General features: G+C 67.1%; 21 protein-coding genes. All 21 read left to right on the top strand.

Annotation, left to right across the window (positions count from 1 at the left end; translation table 11 throughout):
- Positions 1–465 (top strand): NifX-associated nitrogen fixation protein, encoded by a 465-nt coding sequence (locus DKG74_RS05370; RefSeq protein ID WP_109903395.1) that lies wholly within the window; start codon positions 1–3, stop codon positions 463–465.
- Positions 466–477: 12 nt separating this feature from the next.
- Positions 478–678 (top strand): CCE_0567 family metalloprotein, encoded by a 201-nt coding sequence (locus DKG74_RS05375; RefSeq protein ID WP_109903397.1) that lies wholly within the window; start codon positions 478–480, stop codon positions 676–678.
- A gap of 14 nt (positions 679–692) precedes the next feature.
- Entirely contained in the window at positions 693–968 is a 276-nt protein-coding gene (gene fdxB, locus DKG74_RS05380; RefSeq protein WP_109903399.1) for a ferredoxin III, nif-specific, read from the top strand.
- Positions 969–981: 13 nt separating this feature from the next.
- Positions 982–1605 carry a nitrogen fixation protein NifQ gene (locus tag DKG74_RS05385; RefSeq protein WP_109903401.1) on the top strand — a complete coding sequence of 208 codons (624 nt, stop codon included), beginning with the start codon at positions 982–984 and terminating at the stop codon, positions 1603–1605.
- 239 nt (positions 1606–1844) lie between these two features.
- Complete coding sequence (locus DKG74_RS05390; RefSeq protein ID WP_109903403.1) at positions 1845–2165, top strand: HesB/IscA family protein; 321 nt, start codon at positions 1845–1847, stop codon at positions 2163–2165.
- An 11-nt stretch (positions 2166–2176) separates the two neighbouring features.
- Positions 2177–3103 carry a Fe-S cluster assembly protein NifU gene (nifU, locus tag DKG74_RS05395; protein ID WP_109903405.1) on the top strand — a complete coding sequence of 309 codons (927 nt, stop codon included), beginning with the start codon at positions 2177–2179 and terminating at the stop codon, positions 3101–3103.
- 20 nt (positions 3104–3123) lie between these two features.
- Complete coding sequence (gene nifS, locus DKG74_RS05400; RefSeq protein WP_109903407.1) at positions 3124–4338, top strand: cysteine desulfurase NifS; 1215 nt, start codon at positions 3124–3126, stop codon at positions 4336–4338.
- A 20-nt stretch (positions 4339–4358) separates the two neighbouring features.
- Complete coding sequence (gene nifV / locus DKG74_RS05405; protein ID WP_109903409.1) at positions 4359–5516, top strand: homocitrate synthase; 1158 nt, start codon at positions 4359–4361, stop codon at positions 5514–5516.
- Complete coding sequence (gene cysE / locus DKG74_RS05410) at positions 5516–6247, top strand: serine O-acetyltransferase (RefSeq protein ID WP_109903411.1); 732 nt, start codon at positions 5516–5518, stop codon at positions 6245–6247. Before nifV ends, cysE begins: the two co-directional genes overlap by 1 nt.
- Positions 6244–6570: a nitrogenase stabilizing/protective protein NifW gene (nifW, locus tag DKG74_RS05415; protein ID WP_109903413.1), complete on the top strand. Its 327-nt coding sequence runs from the start codon at positions 6244–6246 to the stop codon at positions 6568–6570. The genes cysE and nifW overlap by 4 nt, the downstream gene beginning before the upstream one ends.
- A 119-nt stretch (positions 6571–6689) precedes the next feature.
- Positions 6690–7544 carry an electron transfer flavoprotein subunit beta/FixA family protein gene (locus DKG74_RS05420; RefSeq protein ID WP_109903415.1) on the top strand — a complete coding sequence of 285 codons (855 nt, stop codon included), beginning with the start codon at positions 6690–6692 and terminating at the stop codon, positions 7542–7544.
- Between the two features lie 13 nt (positions 7545–7557).
- Positions 7558–8670: an electron transfer flavoprotein subunit alpha/FixB family protein gene (locus DKG74_RS05425; RefSeq protein ID WP_109903417.1), complete on the top strand. Its 1113-nt coding sequence runs from the start codon at positions 7558–7560 to the stop codon at positions 8668–8670.
- A gap of 12 nt (positions 8671–8682) precedes the next feature.
- On the top strand, positions 8683–9990 hold the full coding sequence (locus tag DKG74_RS05430) for an FAD-dependent oxidoreductase (RefSeq protein ID WP_109903419.1): 1308 nt from the start codon (positions 8683–8685) through the stop codon (positions 9988–9990).
- Complete coding sequence (locus DKG74_RS05435) at positions 9987–10277, top strand: ferredoxin family protein (RefSeq protein ID WP_109903797.1); 291 nt, start codon at positions 9987–9989, stop codon at positions 10275–10277. Before DKG74_RS05430 ends, DKG74_RS05435 begins: the two co-directional genes overlap by 4 nt.
- A 2-nt stretch (positions 10278–10279) precedes the next feature.
- The gene (gene modD / locus DKG74_RS05440; RefSeq protein WP_109903421.1) at positions 10280–11134 is read left to right on the top strand and encodes a ModD protein; all 855 of its coding nucleotides are present in this window, start codon (positions 10280–10282) and stop codon (positions 11132–11134) included.
- A 15-nt stretch (positions 11135–11149) separates the two neighbouring features.
- A complete protein-coding gene (locus tag DKG74_RS05445; protein WP_109903423.1) occupies positions 11150–11575 on the top strand; it encodes a TOBE domain-containing protein in 426 nt (141 codons plus the stop codon).
- Between the two features lie 90 nt (positions 11576–11665).
- The gene (modA, locus tag DKG74_RS05450) at positions 11666–12463 is read left to right on the top strand and encodes a molybdate ABC transporter substrate-binding protein (protein WP_109903425.1); all 798 of its coding nucleotides are present in this window, start codon (positions 11666–11668) and stop codon (positions 12461–12463) included.
- A gap of 7 nt (positions 12464–12470) precedes the next feature.
- Positions 12471–13160 carry a molybdate ABC transporter permease subunit gene (gene modB, locus DKG74_RS05455; RefSeq protein ID WP_207779242.1) on the top strand — a complete coding sequence of 230 codons (690 nt, stop codon included), beginning with the start codon at positions 12471–12473 and terminating at the stop codon, positions 13158–13160.
- A complete protein-coding gene (gene modC, locus DKG74_RS05460; protein ID WP_109903427.1) occupies positions 13157–14227 on the top strand; it encodes a molybdenum ABC transporter ATP-binding protein in 1071 nt (356 codons plus the stop codon). Before modB ends, modC begins: the two co-directional genes overlap by 4 nt.
- 105 nt (positions 14228–14332) lie before the next feature.
- Positions 14333–15835, top strand: a complete 1503-nt coding sequence (locus DKG74_RS05465) for a PAS domain S-box protein (protein ID WP_165837539.1) — start codon at positions 14333–14335, stop codon at positions 15833–15835.
- Positions 15832–16491 carry a response regulator transcription factor gene (locus tag DKG74_RS05470; RefSeq protein WP_109903431.1) on the top strand — a complete coding sequence of 220 codons (660 nt, stop codon included), beginning with the start codon at positions 15832–15834 and terminating at the stop codon, positions 16489–16491. Before DKG74_RS05465 ends, DKG74_RS05470 begins: the two co-directional genes overlap by 4 nt.
- The last annotated feature ends 3 nt before the right edge of the window (positions 16492–16494 follow it).

Here is a 16494-nt window from a genome sequence, read left to right on the forward strand (position 1 = left end):
ATGACCGCCCTTGCCGAAACACCCGCCGACGCCTTCGACAGCCCCTTCCTTCAGAGCCTGGTCAGCCTGATCCGGGCCGAGGACAGTTACGGTGCCTGGGAAAAGCGCAGCGACGCCCGCCTGATCGAGGATTTCATCGTGACGCGCGCCGAGAAGCGCGCCATGCCCATGATGGCCGATCCCGATCCCGACACCATCGACCGGGTGGAAAAATTCTACAAGGCGGTCGGCCTGACCATCGAGAAGCGTTGCGGCCTGATGGCCAGTCCGATGATGAAGATCAGCCATGAAGGCTTCGGCCGCGTCGTCCTGCTGGTCGGCCGGCTGGTCGCCTTTTCCAAGTCCCTGCGGGACGTCCATCGTTTCGGCTTCGAGGATTTCGAGACGCTGGCGGCCGAGGGCATGAAGGCGGTCGATCAGGCCATCGCCCTGATCGAGACCCATCCCGACGTCGCCAAAATCTGAGGGAGGACAGCCATGACCGATATCGACAGTCTGAAAGCCGAGCTGAAGAAACTCTCGGCCAAGGCGGTAAAGGCCAAGATGGACCTGCACGACCTGTCCGAGGATCTGCCGGTCAACTGGCAGCAGATTCCCGAGGTCGCGGCCCGTGCCCTCGACGCCTTCAGCACCCTCGAGGCCAAGCGGGCCGAGCTGAAGCAACGCGAAACCGCCTGAGAAGGACGATTGCCATGCAAGCGCAGACACGCGACGGCCGCGCCTGGACGCCGGACTATCTGCTCGCCATCGACGCCAAGCTCTGCATCGGTTGCGGCCGCTGCTACAAGGTCTGCGGCCGGGGCGTGATGACCCTGATGGGCGTGACCGACGAGGGCGAGATGGTCGACCCGGACGAGGACGACATCGAGCGCAAGGTGATGGCCCTCGTCGACGCCGGGGCCTGCGTCGGTTGCGGTGCCTGCGCCCGGGTCTGTCCGACCAACTGCCAAAGCCATGGCGCGGCCTGACGGGGAGGCGGCGATGAACGCACAGGATCTCTATGACTGGCTGATGGGGGCCGGCGGCCGTCCGGCCTGCGAAGCCTTCGATGCCCATGTCGTCGCGTCCATCCTCTCGCTCTCCCTGGCCGAGGCCTTGCACGACAAGGTCCTGCCGAGCGAGCGCATCGGCCTTGGCGAGGCGGAGTTGCTCGCCCTCGTCGACGCCGTGTTCCCGGCGACGCGGCCGCAGTTCGAGCGCTTCCCCTTGTCGGACATCGTGCTGCCGGACGACGAGGCTTGCCTGCGCGACCTGCTGCTGCGCTGCGCGACCGACGGCAGCCCGCTCGAATATGCCCTCGCGTCCATGCTGGCGCGGCGCGTGCAGCGGCCGAACCACCTGTGGCAGGACCTGGGCCTGCGCAACCGGCGGGAGCTGTCCTGGCTGATGGAGCGGCATTTCGAGCCGCTGTCGCGCAAGAATTCCAGCGACATGAAGTGGAAGAAATTCCTCTACCGCATGATCTGCCGCGACGAGGGCTATCGCCTGTGCACGGCGCCGAGCCGCAGCGAATGCGACGATTTCGAGACCTGCTTCGGCACCGAGGACGGTGAAAGCCTGATGGCGCGCAGCCGCCGCGAGATGGAGAGCCGCGCCAGCGCCTGACGAGACCCGCGGGGTTCCCGATCCCCAGATACCCGCGGCCGGCCCCGGCCTTTCCCCTCAGCCCCGGGAAAGGCCGGGGTTACTTTTGAGCGGCTGTCGCATCCCGCCCCTGTCGGAAACCCGACAAAGGCATAAAGCCGACAATCAGCCAATCGGCAAAACCTATTATAAATCAACACGATGCCGTTTGGCACGGGGCTTGCGATGTCCCCACCAGTCCACATTTGGGGAACATCGCCATGATCCATCTGACCGAAAGTGCCGTGAATGCCGTGCGCACCGCGATCTCGGGCTCGACCGAGCCGGTCGAGGGCCTGCGCGTGATGGTGGAGGCGGGCGGCTGCGCCGGCTTCAAATACATGATGGGCCTCGTCTCGGCTTCGGAGCCGGGCGACATCGTGACCGAGCAGGACGGCGTGAAGGTCTTCATCGACGAGAAGAGCAAGCCGGTGATCGAAGGCACGACGATCGACTTCGTCGTCGCCCTCGAAGGTTCGGGCTTCACCTTCGACAACCCCCAGGCGACGTCGCAGTGCTCCTGCGGCAAGTCCTTCGGCTGAGGAGACGGGCCATGTGGGAATACAGCGAAAAGGTCCAGGATTACTTCTACAATCCGAAGAACGCGGGCGTGATGGAAAACGCCAGCGGCATCGGCGACGTCGGCGCCATCTCCTGCGGTGACGCGCTGCGCCTGATGATCAAGGTCGATCCCGCGACCGATGTGATCACCGACGCCAAGTTCCAGACCTTCGGCTGCGGCTCGGCCATCGCCTCGTCCTCGGCCCTGACCGAGCTGATCATCGGCAAGACCATCGACGAAGCCCTGAAGCTGACCAATCAGGATATCGCCGACTTCCTCGGCGGCCTGCCGCCCGAGAAGATGCACTGCTCCGTCATGGGTTACGAAGCCCTGCGCGCCGCCGTCGCCAACTACCGGGGCGAGGCGTGGGAGGACGACCACGAGGAAGGCGCCCTTGTCTGCAAGTGCTTCGGCGTCGACGAAGGCATGATCGAGCGCGCGGTGCGCAACAATGCCCTGACCACCCTCGAACAGGTCACCCATTTCACCAAGGCGGGCGGCTCCTGCGCCACCTGCATCGAGGGGATCGAAGAGGTTCTGGCCAAGACCAACGCGGCGATGGTCGCCGAAGGCCTGCTCGACGCCGCCGAGGCTTTCGACCCCAGCCAGGCGCTGCGCGCGGTGCGGCGGCCGAAGACCGGCAAGTCCCCCCTCGCCATCAAGCTGGAGCCGGTGGCCCGGCCGAAGCTGACCAATCTCCAGCGCATCCGCCTGATCGAGGAAGCGATCGAGGGCCTGCGCCCCTTCCTGCGCCAGGACGGCGGCGACTGCGAACTGGTCGATGTCGAGGGCGACCGGGTGCTGGTGAAACTGTCGGGTGCCTGCATCGGCTGCCAGATGGCCAGCGTCACGGTGAACGGCGTGCAGGAACGGCTGATCGAAAAGCTGGGCCAGCCGCTGCGCGTCATTCCGGTCTGAGCCGGGGAAGGGAGATCGCCATGCGTCCCGTCTATCTCGACAACAATGCCACCACCCGGGTCGATCCGGCCGCCGTCGCCGCCATGCTGCCCTTCTTCACCGAGCAGTTCGGCAATGCCTCCTCCATGCACGCCTTCGGTGCCTCGGTCGGCGGGGCGCTGAAGACGGCGCGGCGGCAGTTGCAGGAGCTGCTGGGCGCCGAGCACGATCACGAGATCGTCTATACCTCGGGCGGCACGGAATCCGACAATACCGCCATTCTGTCCGCGCTCGAAACCCAGGTCGGGCGGAGCGAGGTGATCACCTCGGTCGTGGAACATCCGGCGATCCTCGCGCTGTGCGACTGGCTGGAAAAGCACAAGGGCGTGACCGTCCACCGCATCCCGGTCGATGCCAAGGGCCGCCTCGATGTCGAGGCCTATCGCAAGGCGCTGGGGCCGAAGACCGCCATCGTCTCGATCATGTGGGCCAACAACGAGACCGGCACCCTGTTCCCGGTGGAACGCCTGGCCGAAATGGCCCATGAGGCCGGCGCCCTGTTCCACACCGACGCGGTGCAGGCCGTGGGCAAATTGCCCATCGACCTGAAATCGACCGAGATCGACATGCTGTCGCTGTCGGGCCACAAGCTGCACGGACCAAAGGGCATCGGCGCGCTTTATGTCCGCAAGGGCGTGCGCCTGCGCCCGATGATCCGGGGTGGCCATCAGGAGCGGGGCCGTCGCGCCGGCACCGAGAACGCCCCGGCCATCATCGGCCTCGGCAAGGCGGCGGAACTCGCCCTCGCCCATATGAGCGACGAACAGACCAGGGTGAAGGCCCTGCGTGACCGGCTGGAACAGGGTCTGTTGCAGCGGATCGGCAACAGTTTCGTGACCGGCGATACCGATCACCGTCTGCCCAATACCGCCAATGTTGCCTTCGAATTCATCGAGGGCGAGGCGATCCTGCTCCTGCTCAACCGGGCGGGCATCGCCGCCTCCTCGGGCTCGGCCTGCACCTCGGGCTCGCTCGAACCCTCGCATGTCCTCCGCGCCATGAAGGTGCCCTATACCGCCGCCCATGGCGCCATCCGCTTCTCCTTCTCGCGCGAGAATGGCGAGGAGGATGTGGACCGCGTGCTCGAGGTGATGCCCGGCATCATCGCCAACCTGCGCTCGCTCTCGCCGTTCTGGAAGGACAAGGGCGCGGCCAAGGCAGCGGCGGACACCGCCTTCAACCCGACCTACGCCTGACCTCGAGAGGAGAGAGTGCCATGACCCCCGCGCATCTTCCCGCCGTCGTCATCAATGACACCACCCTGCGTGATGGCGAACAGGCCCCCGGCGTCGCCTTCACCCTCGAGGAGAAGCTGGCGATCGCCCGCGCCCTCGACGAGGCCGGCGTCGACGAGATCGAGGCCGGCACCCCGGCCATGGGCAGCGCCGAGATCGACTCGATCGCCGCCGTCGCCGAAACCCTGTCCCATGCCGAGGCCATCGCCTGGTGCCGCATGACCGAGGCGGATGTCGACGCCGCCCTGCGCACCGGGTTGTCGCGCGTGAACCTGTCGGTTCCGCTTTCCGATCTGCAGATCAGGGCGAAATATCACAGCGACCGGGCCGACGTGCTGCGCCGGATCGACCGGGTGATCCGCTATGCCCGCGACCTCGGGCTCGAGGTCGCCATGGGCGGCGAGGACGCGAGCCGGGCCGACCTTGGCTTCGTCTGCACCGCGATGCAGGTCGCCGAAGAAGCGGGCGCCCATCGCTTCCGCTTCGCCGATACGCTGGGCATTCTCGATCCCTTCGCGACCTATGCGGTCACCCGCCGGCTCTGCGCCGAAAGCGACCTCGAGATCGAGTTCCATGGCCATGACGACCTCGGCCTTGCCACCGCCAACACGCTGGCGGCGGTACAGGGCGGGGCCAACCACGCCTCGGTCTGCGTGCTCGGCCTTGGCGAGCGGGCGGGCAATGCCGCCCTCGAAGAAGTGGTCGCCGCCCTTGCCCAGACGCAAGGCCGGCGCACCGGCGTCGACCTCGCCCGGTTGCAGGGCCTCGCCGATATCGTCGCCGCCGCCTCGTGCCGGCCGATCCCGACCGCCAAATCCATCGTCGGCGCGGGCGTCTTCACCCATGAATCCGGCATCCATGTCCACGGCCTGCTGCAGGACCCGGCGACCTATGAAGCCCTGTCCCCCGCCCGCTTCGGGCGGCGGCGGGAAATCGTCCTTGGCAAGCATTCGGGCCTGTCCGCCGTCTTCGCCGCGCTGTCCGGCCTTGGCCTTGCCGCCGACGAATGCCGCGCCCGCGCCGTCCTTGCCGAAGTCCGTGAAAAGGCCAGCCGGACCAAACGCACCGTCGGTAACAACGAACTTCTCGAAATCTACGCCCATTGCGCCCGCCCGGGCGTATTGATGGGGGCGGAGTGATGGTGGACATCACCGCCATCCCCGACACCATGCAACCGCGCGCGCCCGGTCTTCTCACCAGCTGGCGGCAGGATATCGCCTGCGTGAAGGCGCGCGACCCGGCCGCCCGCTTCGGCCTCGAAATCCTCTGTACCTATCCGGGGGTTCACGCGGTGATGATCCACCGGGTATCCCACCGCCTGTGGCGGGCCGGGGTGCGCTTTCCGGCCCGGCTTCTGTCGTGGTTCGGACGATTCATGACCAATGTCGACATCCACCCGGGCGCCACCATCGGCCAGCGCCTGTTCATCGACCATGGCGCCGGCGTCGTCATCGGCGAGACCGCGGTGATCGGCGATGACGTCACCCTGTATCACGGCGTGACCCTGGGCGGCACCAGCTGGTCGCCCGGCCGGCGCCATCCGACGCTGGAGGACGGCGTGCTGGTCGGCGCCGGGGCCAAGATCCTGTCGCCCATCACCGTCGGCCGGGGCGCCCGGGTCGGCGCCAATGCCGTCGTGATGGAGGACGTCCCGCCGGGCATGACCGTTGTCGGCATTCCCGGCCGCATCGTCCGCCCCGAGGGCGAGCGCCGCCGCATCGACGGCCGCATCGACCTCGAACATCACCTGATGCCCGATCCGGTGGGCGAGGCGATCTCCGCCCTGATCGACCGTATCGACTTCCTCGAAGCCCGCCTCGCCCATTACCAGACCCGGGACCGCAACCCCGCATCGGAGGACCTGTCATGAGCCTGATCGACACGTTGAAGCAGATGTCGGCCGCCGAGGATTTCTTCGACTTCCTCGGTGTCGACCACGACCCGGCGGTGCTGAATGTCGCCCGGCTGCATATCCTGCGCCGCATGGGCGAATACCTGCGCCGCGAAGACCTGGGCGGCCTGTCGGACGACGAACTGTTCCTGCGCGCCAAGGCCGATCTCGAAAAGGCCTATGCCGATTTCACCGCCTCCTCGCCGCTCGACCAGCGGGTGTTCAAGGTCTTGAAGGACGCGGTGCGTCCCAAGGGCCGCGGCTTTGTCCCGCTGTCATCGCTTGCGTTGCGAAAGGCCTGATGTTGTCGGGAAGCCGACAACCCTGTCGGCTTCCAAGTCATTGATTCCATTGAATTTCCATCTGGCACGAGTTTTGCGAAACATCACATGCGGCACAAGGCCGGCAGCAGGAGGAGCGGATGCATATCGTCGTTTGTATCAAGCAAGTGCCCGACAGCGCACAGATCCGCGTCCACCCGGTGCACAACACGATCATGCGGCAGGGCGTGCCGACCATCATCAATCCCTATGACCTCTTCGCCCTCGAGGCGGCGCTCGCGCTTCGCGACAGGCAGGGCGGCGCGGTCACGGTGTTGTGCATGGGCCCGCCCATGGCGGAAGATTCGCTGCGCAAGGCACTGACCTTCGGCGCCGACCGGGCGGTGCTGCTGACCGACCGTTACTTCGCGGGTTCCGACACGCTGGCGACCAGTTTCGCCCTGGCCTCCGCGATCGCCAAGATCGGCGAGACCTTCGACCCCGTGGACATCGTCTTCACCGGCAAGCAGACCATCGACGGCGATACCGCCCAGGTTGGCCCGGGCATCGCCAAGCGGCTCGACCTCAATCAGCTCACCTATGTCTCGCGCATCGCCGGCCTCGATCTCGAGACGCGGGAAATCACGGTGGAGCGCAGGGCCGAGGGCGGCGTTCAGGTGCTGAAGACCGCGCTGCCCGTGCTCGTGACCATGCTCGAAGGCACCAACGAGATCCGCCGCGGCTCCCTCGCCGACGCGTTGCGGGCGGCGCGGGCCGAGATCACGACCTGGAACGCCGCCGATGCCGGCATCACCGACCTGCTGAAATGCGGGTTGCGCGGCTCGCCGACCGTGGTGAAGAAGGTCTTCGCCCCGACCCCCCGCGCCGAAAAGGCCGCGCTGATCGAGACCGAGGGCAAGTCCGGCGCGCAGCTGGCCGATGCCCTGATCGCCGCGATCCTGGATCGCAACCCTGCCCTCGACGCCGACCTGCGGCGCCTGTCGGCCGGCTTCTGAGGAGGATGGAAGGATGAGCGACGCCCCCCGCCAGACCCAAGCCACGACCCCGGCCCCGGCCGCCGGTCGCGCCGGCATGAAGAAGGAATTGCCGGAACGCTTCAAGTCCTACAAGCATGTCTGGGTATTCATCGAATATGAACACGGCCATATCCACCCGGTCTCGCTCGAATTGCTGGGCGAGGGGCGGAAGCTGGCGGACAAGCTGCAGGTCGAGCTGGCCGGCGTGCTGATCGGCGGCGATGCCGCCGAACTGACCGAAGCCGCCCATGCCTGTTTCGAGCATGGCGCCGATCTCGCCTATCGCGTCGCCGATCCGGTGCTGACCCATTACCGGAACGAGCCCTATACCAAGGCGCTGACCGACCTCGTCAATACCTACAAGCCGGAAATCGTGCTCCTCGGCGCGACCACGCTGGGCCGCGACCTGGCCGGTTCCGTCGCCACCACGCTGCTGACCGGCCTGACCGCCGACTGCACCGAACTCGCGATCGACGACGAACGCTCCCTCGCCGCGACCCGGCCGACCTTCGGCGGCTCCCTGCTGTGCACCATCCACACGCTGAACTTCCGACCGCAGATGGCGACCGTGCGGCCGCGCGTGATGGCGATGCCGCTGGCCATTCCGGGCCGCGAGGGCCGGATCGTCGACCATGCGCTCGACATGAGCGAGCTGGATGTGATCACCAAGGTCCTGCAGTTCATTCCCGACCGCCACACCCAGAAGGCCCAGCTCGCCTATGCCGACGTCGTCGTCGCCGGCGGCCTTGGCCTGAAGTCGGCGGAAAATTTCCAGCTGGTGAAGGACCTTGCCGCCGTGCTCGGCGCCGAATATGGCGGCTCCCGCCCGCTCGTCCAGAAGGGCTGGATCACGGCGGACCGCCAGATCGGCCAGACCGGCAAGACCATCAGGCCCAAGCTCTATATCGCCGCCGGTATCTCGGGCGCGATCCAGCACCGGGTCGGGGTCGAGGGCGCGGACATGATCATTGCCATCAATACGGATGCGAAAGCGCCGATCTTTGATTTCGCTCAAATCGGGATCGTCGCCAATGCCGTCGAATTGCTGCCCGTGCTCACCGCAGCATTCCGTCGGCGCCTTTCTGTCCACCGTCTGGCGAGCTGAAGGAGGCCTGGCATGAGCGAGGAACGTTTCGACGCCATCGTGGTCGGGGCCGGGCCTTCGGGCAACGCCGCCGCCTATACGATGGCCAAGGCGGGACTGAAGGTTCTGCAGCTGGAGAGGGGTGAATACCCCGGCTCCAAGAATGTCCAGGGCGCCATTCTCTATGCCGACGCGCTGGAGAAGGTGATCCCCGACTTCCGCGAGGACGCGCCACTGGAGCGGCACGTCATCGAGCAGCGCATGTGGATGCTGAACGAGAGTTCTTACGTCGGGATGCACTATCGCTCGGAAGACTTCAACGAAGAGAAGCCGAACCGTTACACGATCATCCGCGCCCAGTTCGACAAGTGGTTCAGCCGCCGCGTGCGCGAGGCGGGTGCCACCGTCCTGTGCGAAACGACGGTGACCGACCTCGTCCGCGACATCAAGGGCAAGGTGATCGGCGTCCGCACCGACCGGGGCGGCGGCCTGATCCATGCCGATGTCGTCGTGCTGGCCGAGGGCGTGAACGGCCTCATCGGCAATCGCGCGGGTCTGCGTCCCGAATTGAAGCCCGAGGCGGTCGCCCTCGCGGTCAAGGAAATGCATTTCCTGCCGCAGGAGGTGATCGAGCAGCGCTTCAACCTGAAGGGCGACGAAGGCGTCGTCATCGAGGTGATGGGCACGGTGACCGACGGCATGACCGGCACCGCCTTCATCTATACCAACAAGGAAAGCCTGTCGGTCGGCATCGGCTGCATGGTCTCGGATTTCGCCAGGAACGAGACGACACCCTATGCCCTTCTCGAGCAGTTCAAGAACCATCCGAGCGTCAAGCCGCTGCTCGAAGGCTCCGAGGTCAAGGAATATGCCGCCCATCTGATCCCCGAGGGCGGCTACCGGCACATTCCGGAAATCCATGGCGACGGCTGGCTGATCGTCGGCGATGCCGGGCATTTCGTGAACGCGGTGCACCGGGAAGGTTCCAACCTGGCGATGACCACGGGACGTGTCGCGGCCGAGACCGTCATCCGTCTGCGCCAGCTGCGCTCCGACTTCTCGAAGGCCGACCTCGCGCTCTACCGCAAGACGCTGGACGAGTCCTTCGTCATGAAGGACATGAAGAAATACAAGGACATCCCGAATTTCCTGCACGGCAATGCCGCCAATGTCTTCGGCACCTATCCGCGTCTGATCAACGAGGCGGCGCAGCGCTGGTTCCGGGTCGACGGCGTGGCGAAACGCGAGAAGGAGCGGCAGATCATCGCCTCCTTCCGCAAGGGCCGGGGCCTGCGCGGCCTCATCGGTGACGCATTCAAACTGGCGAGGGCATGGCGATGACGACGGTCGTGAAGGTCGAGGAAAAGCTCTACGTCAACCGCTACCTGGTGGATGCCGGGCGGCCTCACATCAAGGTCCGGCCGCATGAGACGCCCTCGGCGGCACTGGTCGCCCTGACCCATGTCTGCCCCGCCGGCTGTTACACGACCAACGACCGGGGTCAGGTCGAGGTGGCGCCGGACGGCTGCATGGAATGCGGCACCTGCCGCGTGCTGACCGCCGACAGCGGCGAGGTCGAATGGAACTACCCGCGGGGCGGCTATGGCGTGCTGTTCAAGTTCGGTTGACGATGCCTATCGCCGACGCCGAGCTTGACCGCCTGATCGCCGAGGATGTGCCCTTCGGCGATCTGACGACCGAGGCCCTCGGCCTCGGCGACTGCCTTGCGCGTATCACCTTCGCCGCGCGCACGCCCCTCGTCGCCTGCTGCACCGAGGAGGCGGCGCGTCTGCTGACACGCCTTGGTGCCGCCATCGAAGGGCCGATCCTGGCCAGCGGCACGATGGCGCCGCCGGGCACGCCGCTGCTGGCGGCGACCGGTCCGGCGGAAGCCGTCTTCGCCGGCTGGAAGATCGCCCAGACCCTGGTCGAATGGGCGTCCGGCATCGCGACGGCGACGCGCGAACTGGTCGACGCCGCCCGCATCGTCGCCCCCGGCATCCAGATCGCCTGCACCCGCAAGACCGTGCCCCTGACCCGGGCCTTTTCGGCCAAGGCGGTGAAGGCGGGCGGCGGCATCCTGCATCGTGTCGGCCTGTCGGAAACCGTGCTGGTCTTTCCCGAGCACCGCGCCCTGCTGGGCGGCGAGGCCCCGGCGGCGATCCTTGCCCGTCTGCGACAATCGGCACCCGAGCGTGCACTGGTCATCGAGGTCACCACCGTCGATGATGCCCTGGCCGTCGCGGAAGCCGCAGATGTGATACAGTTGGAAAAATTCGCCCCGGCCGAGGTCGCTCGCACCGTCGCCGGGATCGAGAAGCGGGCCGACAGACGCCCGATCATTGCCGCCGCCGGCGGCATCGGGCCTGGAAACGTCGCCGCCTATGCCGCCTCCGGGGCCGATGTCCTCGTGACTTCCGCCCCCTATACGTCCCGCCCGGCCGAGGTGCAGGTGCGCATCTCGGCCATTCACTCACTTGACTGACAGGGGATCACCGTCATGAAGACCAGCGCACGCAATCAATTTCCGGGCATCGTCGAATCCGTTGCCCTTGGCCCCGTCAACGCCGAAGTGGTGCTGAAGGTGGCGGAAGGCGTCACCATCGCCGCCATCATCACGCGGCGCAGCGCCGACGACCTCGGCCTCGCCGCGGGCGTGCCGGCCACGGCCCTGATCAAGGCGAGCTTCGTCATCCTGGCCAAGGACGGCGAGATCGGCCGCACCTCCGCGCGTAACACGCTGAAGGGCACCATCGTGCGCCGGATCGACGGCGCGGTGTCGACCGAATACGGTCTCGACATCGGCGGCGGCCTGACCCTGACCGGCGTCGTCACCAAGAGCAGTGCCGAAGGTCTGGTGCTCGATGTCGGCGACAAGGCGATCGCCCTCGTGAAGGCGCCGCATATCATCATCGCCGTCGACTGACCGCGCTGGCCGGCGGTGCGATCAGGCCTCGCCGCCGACCGCTGTTCTGTGAGACTGTCCCGACCACCCACGGTTCCGGAAAGGTATCCCATGCTGTTCTCGCGTCGCTCCGTGTTCGCTCTCGTCGCCGGCCTCGCCCTGGCGGCCCCGCTCGTGCCGTCCAGGGCGGAAGAAGCCCCCGTGCTCGTCTTCGCCGCGGCTTCGCTGAAGGAATCGCTGACCGGCATCGCCACCGCCTTCGAGAAGGAAACCGGTCAGAAGGTGCAGATCTCCTTCGCCGCCTCCGGCCCGCTCGCCAAGCAGATCGAGGCCGGCGCCCCCGCCGACCTGTTCATTTCCGCCGACCTGAAGTGGATGACCTATGTCTCCGACAAGGGCCTGACGGTGAAGGAGACGGAAAAGCCGCTGCTGGGCAATACGCTGGTCCTGGTCGCGCCCGCCGATTCCGACAAGGCGCCGGTCACCCTCGCCGAGGGCTTCGACCTCGCCGGCCTGCTCGGCGACGGCCACCTCGCCATCGGCGAGATGACCTCGGTCCCCGCCGGCACCTATGGCAAGGCCGCGCTCGAGAAGCTGGGCCTGTTCGATGCCGTGAAGGACAAGCTCGCCCAGGCGGAAAGCGTGCGCGCCGCCCTCGCCCTGGTCGGCCGGGGCGAAGCCCCGCTCGGCATCGTCTATGCGACCGACGCGGTCGCCGACAAGGCGGTGAAGGTTCTCGCCACCTTCCCCGAAGGCAGCTATCCCGCCATCGTCTATCCGGTTTCGATCCTGAAGGAATCGACCAATCCGGCGGCGGCGAAGTTCCTCGCCTATCTGCAGTCGGCCCCGGCCGCCGCCACCTTTACCGGCGCCGGCTTCACCGTGATGCAGGCCCCCGGCACCAACTGAGGCCGGGGTGCTGGACCTCAGCCCGGAAGAGCTCACCGCCATCGGGCTCTCGCTCAAGGTGGCCTTCTGGGCGGTGGCGGCCAGTCTGCCGTTCGGCATATTGACCGCCTATGTCCTGTCGCGGGGGCGGTTTCCGGGGATTTCGATCCTCGATGCCCTCGTCTATCTGCCGCTGACCCTGCCGCCGGTGGTCACGGGCTTCATCCTGCTGATCCTGTTCGGCCGGCGGGGGCCCATCGGTGCCTTCCTGGCCGAGCATTTCGGCATCGTCTTCGCCTTCCGCTGGACCGGCGCCGCCCTCGCCGGGGCGATCATGGGCTTTCCCCTGCTGGTGCGCGCCGTCCGCCTGTCGTTCGATACCGTCGACCGCCGGCTGGAAGCGGCGGCAGGCACCCTCGGCGCCTCGCCTGTCTGGGTGTTCCTGACCGTGACCCTGCCGATCGTGCTGCCCGGCGTGCTGGCCGGCGTGATCATGGCCTTCGCCCGGGCCATGGGCGAATTCGGCGCCACCATCACCTTCGTCTCCAACATTCCGGGCGAGACCCAGACCCTGCCCACCGCGATCTATACCCTGACCCAGGTGCCCGGCGGCGACGCCGCCGCCTTCCGCCTCGTTGGCATTTCGGTCGCCATTTCCATGGGGGCGCTGATTGCCTCGGAATATCTGGCGCGCCGCCTGGGCAAGAGGGTGGAATGAGCCTTTCCGTCGCCATCGAGCACAGGGCGGGCGATTTCCGTCTTGCCGCCGACTTCACCACCCAAGGCCGTGTGACCAGCCTGTTCGGCCCCTCCGGCTCGGGCAAGACCACGGTGATCGACGTCATCGCCGGCCTGACCCGGCCCTTGCGCGGGCGGATCGCCATCGACGACCTCGTCCTGCTCGACACCGACAGGGGCATCTGCCTGCCGCCCTGGCGCCGCCGCATCGGCTATGTCTTTCAGGAGGGGCGGCTGTTCCCGCATCTCAGCGTGCGGCAGAACCTGCTCTATGGCCGCTTCTTCGCGCCGAAGGGCGAGGGTCTGGCCGACTTTGCCGCCATCGTCGACATGCTGGGCATCGGCCACCTGCTGAAGCGGCGGCCCCGCCTGCTCTCGGGCGGGGAGAAGCAGCGGGTGGCGATCGGCCGGGCGCTGCTGGCCAATCCGCGCCTCCTGCTGATGGACGAGCCGCTCTCTGCCCTCGACGAGGCACGGCGGCAGGACGTCCTGCCCTTCCTCGCCCGCATCCGGGACGAGGCGAAAGTGCCCATCGTCCATGTCAGCCACGATCTGTCCGAGGTGATCGCTCTCGCCGACCATCTCGTGGTGCTTGACGCCGGCAAAGTGGCCGCGGCCGGCCCGCTGGCGGCGGTGATGGCCCGGCCCGATGTCGCCCCCCTCGCCCGGCGTCAGGACGCGGGCGCGGTGATCGAGCTTTTCGTCGCCGGCCATGACGCCGCCGCCGGCATGACCCTGCTCGAAGGTGCCATCGGCCAGCTGGCCGCCCCCCTGCGTCCGCTGCCCATCGGCGCCGCCTGCCGCATCTGGCTCCACGCCCGCGACATCATCCTGGCCCGGGAAGCGCCCCACGGCCTCAGCGCCCGCAACATCCTGCCCGTCACCATCACCGGCCTGCTGCCCCATGCCGACGGCAGCCGCGACGTGCTGCTGGATTGCCGGGGCCAGCCGCTGTTCGCCCGCGTCACGCCCGCGGCCGTTGCCGATCTCGGCCTGGCGCCGGGCCAAAGCATCCACGCCATCATCAAGAGCGTGGCGCTGGCTTGAGACCGGCGCATTGATCAAATAATAGGCACCGCCATCGAGATGGCTTGAAATTGGGCGCCCGGATGCGCCATGTTGGGGTTTGTCCGCCCGCGAGGCCCGAAGGCCATGACCGAACTTTCGCCCAGCCACTACCGGACCGCGTTCGAATACGCCAGCGACGCCATCTTCCTGCACGATCCGGACGATGGCCATATCATCGAGGCCAATCAGACCTCGGAACGGCTGACCGGCTTTTCGCGCGCCGAATTGCTGAACCAGACCGTGGCGGCGATCAGCCCGCCACGTCCCGCCTTCAGCATCGAGGAAGCCCAGCGCCGCATCCGCCGGGCGACGGAAGAAGGCGGCTATACCTTCGAATGGGTGTGCATTCACCGCTCGGGCGGGGAATATCCGGTCGAGGTCAATCTGAAGCTGATCACGGTCGAGGGGCGGCGCCTGGTGCTGGCCCTGTTCCGCGACATCCGCGAACGCAAACTCTACGAAGACCGGCTGATCGCGCGCGAGGCGCATTTCCGCCGCCTGATCCAGCATTCCTCGGACGGGATCGCCATCGTCAACCACAACGGCCGGCTGCGCTATGTCTCGCCCTCGATCTCGACCGTGCTCGGCTATGACGAGCGGCGGGCGACCGGGCGCAATGTCCTGCATTACATCCACCCCGAGGATATCGACCGCCTGCGCCAGCTGCTGCGGCGCGAGGCGACGGGCTGCGGCGAGGCGGAAGTGGCGCATCACGTCACCTATCGCATCCTGCATCGCGACGGCCACTGGCGCCACCACGAGGCGACCTGCAAGAACCTGCTGGCCGCCCCCGACATTCAGGGCGTCCTGATCAACTACCGCGACGTGACCGAGCGGATCGAAGCCGAGCTGCGCGCCCGCGAGCGGGAGCGGGAGCTGGAGCATGTCGCCCGCTGCCGCTCCATGGGCGAACTCGCTTCCGCCCTCGCCCATGAACTGAACCAGCCTTTCGCCGCCATCGGCAATTATGTCGGCGGCTGCATCCACCGGCTGGAAAGCGGCCGTTTCGACCGGGACGAGACGCTGGACGCCCTGCGTCTCGCCAGCGCCCAGGCCGACCGCGCCGGCCGCATCATGGTCAGCATGAGGAACTTCACGCGGCGCAGCGATCCGACGCGAGCGATGGCCGATGTGAACGCCATGGTGCGTGACGTCGCCCCCTTCATCGACCTGAAGGCGGCGCGCGAGGGCGTGCGGGTCGTCTACCGCCTGTCGCCCCGGCCGCTGGAAACGCTGGCCGATCCCATCCTGATCGCGCAGGTGATCCTGAACATCGCCTTCAACGGCATCGAGGCCATGGCCGAGACCCCGGCGGAGCGCCGCAGCCTGGTCATCGCCACGGACCACCTGCCGCGCGCCGTGCGCATCTCGATCGAGGATCGCGGCCACGGGCTGCCCAAGATGAATCCGGACAAGATCTTCGACGCCTTCTACACGACGAAGAAACAGGGCCTCGGCATCGGTCTTACCCTGTGCCGGACCATTGTCGATTCCCACCAGGGCCACATGTGGGTGACCTCGGGCAATGGCGGTACCCTGTTCCATGTCGCCCTGCCCGTCGGAACGCCCGAGGAGGGCACGGCATGAATGCGCTGAAGGCGGCTCCGCCGACGGAGCGCGACGTCAAGCCCATCGTCTATATCGTCGATGACGACGACGCGGTGCGCGCCTCCCTGCGTTTCCTGCTCGAATCCGTCGGCTGCGACCTGCGCACCTGCGCGGGCGCAGCCGAATTCCTCGACACCTACGACCCGCGCCGCCCGGGCTGCCTCGTGCTCGATGTGCGGATGCCGATGATGGGCGGTTTCGACCTGCAGAAACTGCTGGCCGAGAGCCATATTCCCCTGCCCATCGTCTTCATGACCGGACACGGCGACGTGCCCATGTCGGTGCGCGCCATGAAGAGCGGCGCCTTCGACTTCGTCGAAAAGCCGTTCAACTACCAGGTGATGCTGGACACGATCCAGGCCGCCCTCGCGACCGGCGTCGCCCTGTTCGCCGAGGCCCAGCGCAGCTCGAAACGCAGCGCCCGGCTGCTCTCGCTCTCCCCGCGGGAGCGGGATGTGCTCGACCTGATGATCGACGGCAAGCAGAGCAAGCAGATCGCCCATGCGCTGGGTATCAGCCCGAAGACGGTGGAAGTCCACCGCGCCAACATCCGCCAGAAGCTCGGGACCGACAGCCTCGCCCAGATCGTCCAGATCGTCTTCGGCGTGAAACCGCCGGGCGCGGGCATTCGCTGAAGC

The organism is Zavarzinia aquatilis, from assembly GCF_003173035.1.
GTDB lineage: Bacteria > Pseudomonadota > Alphaproteobacteria > Zavarziniales > Zavarziniaceae > Zavarzinia > Zavarzinia aquatilis.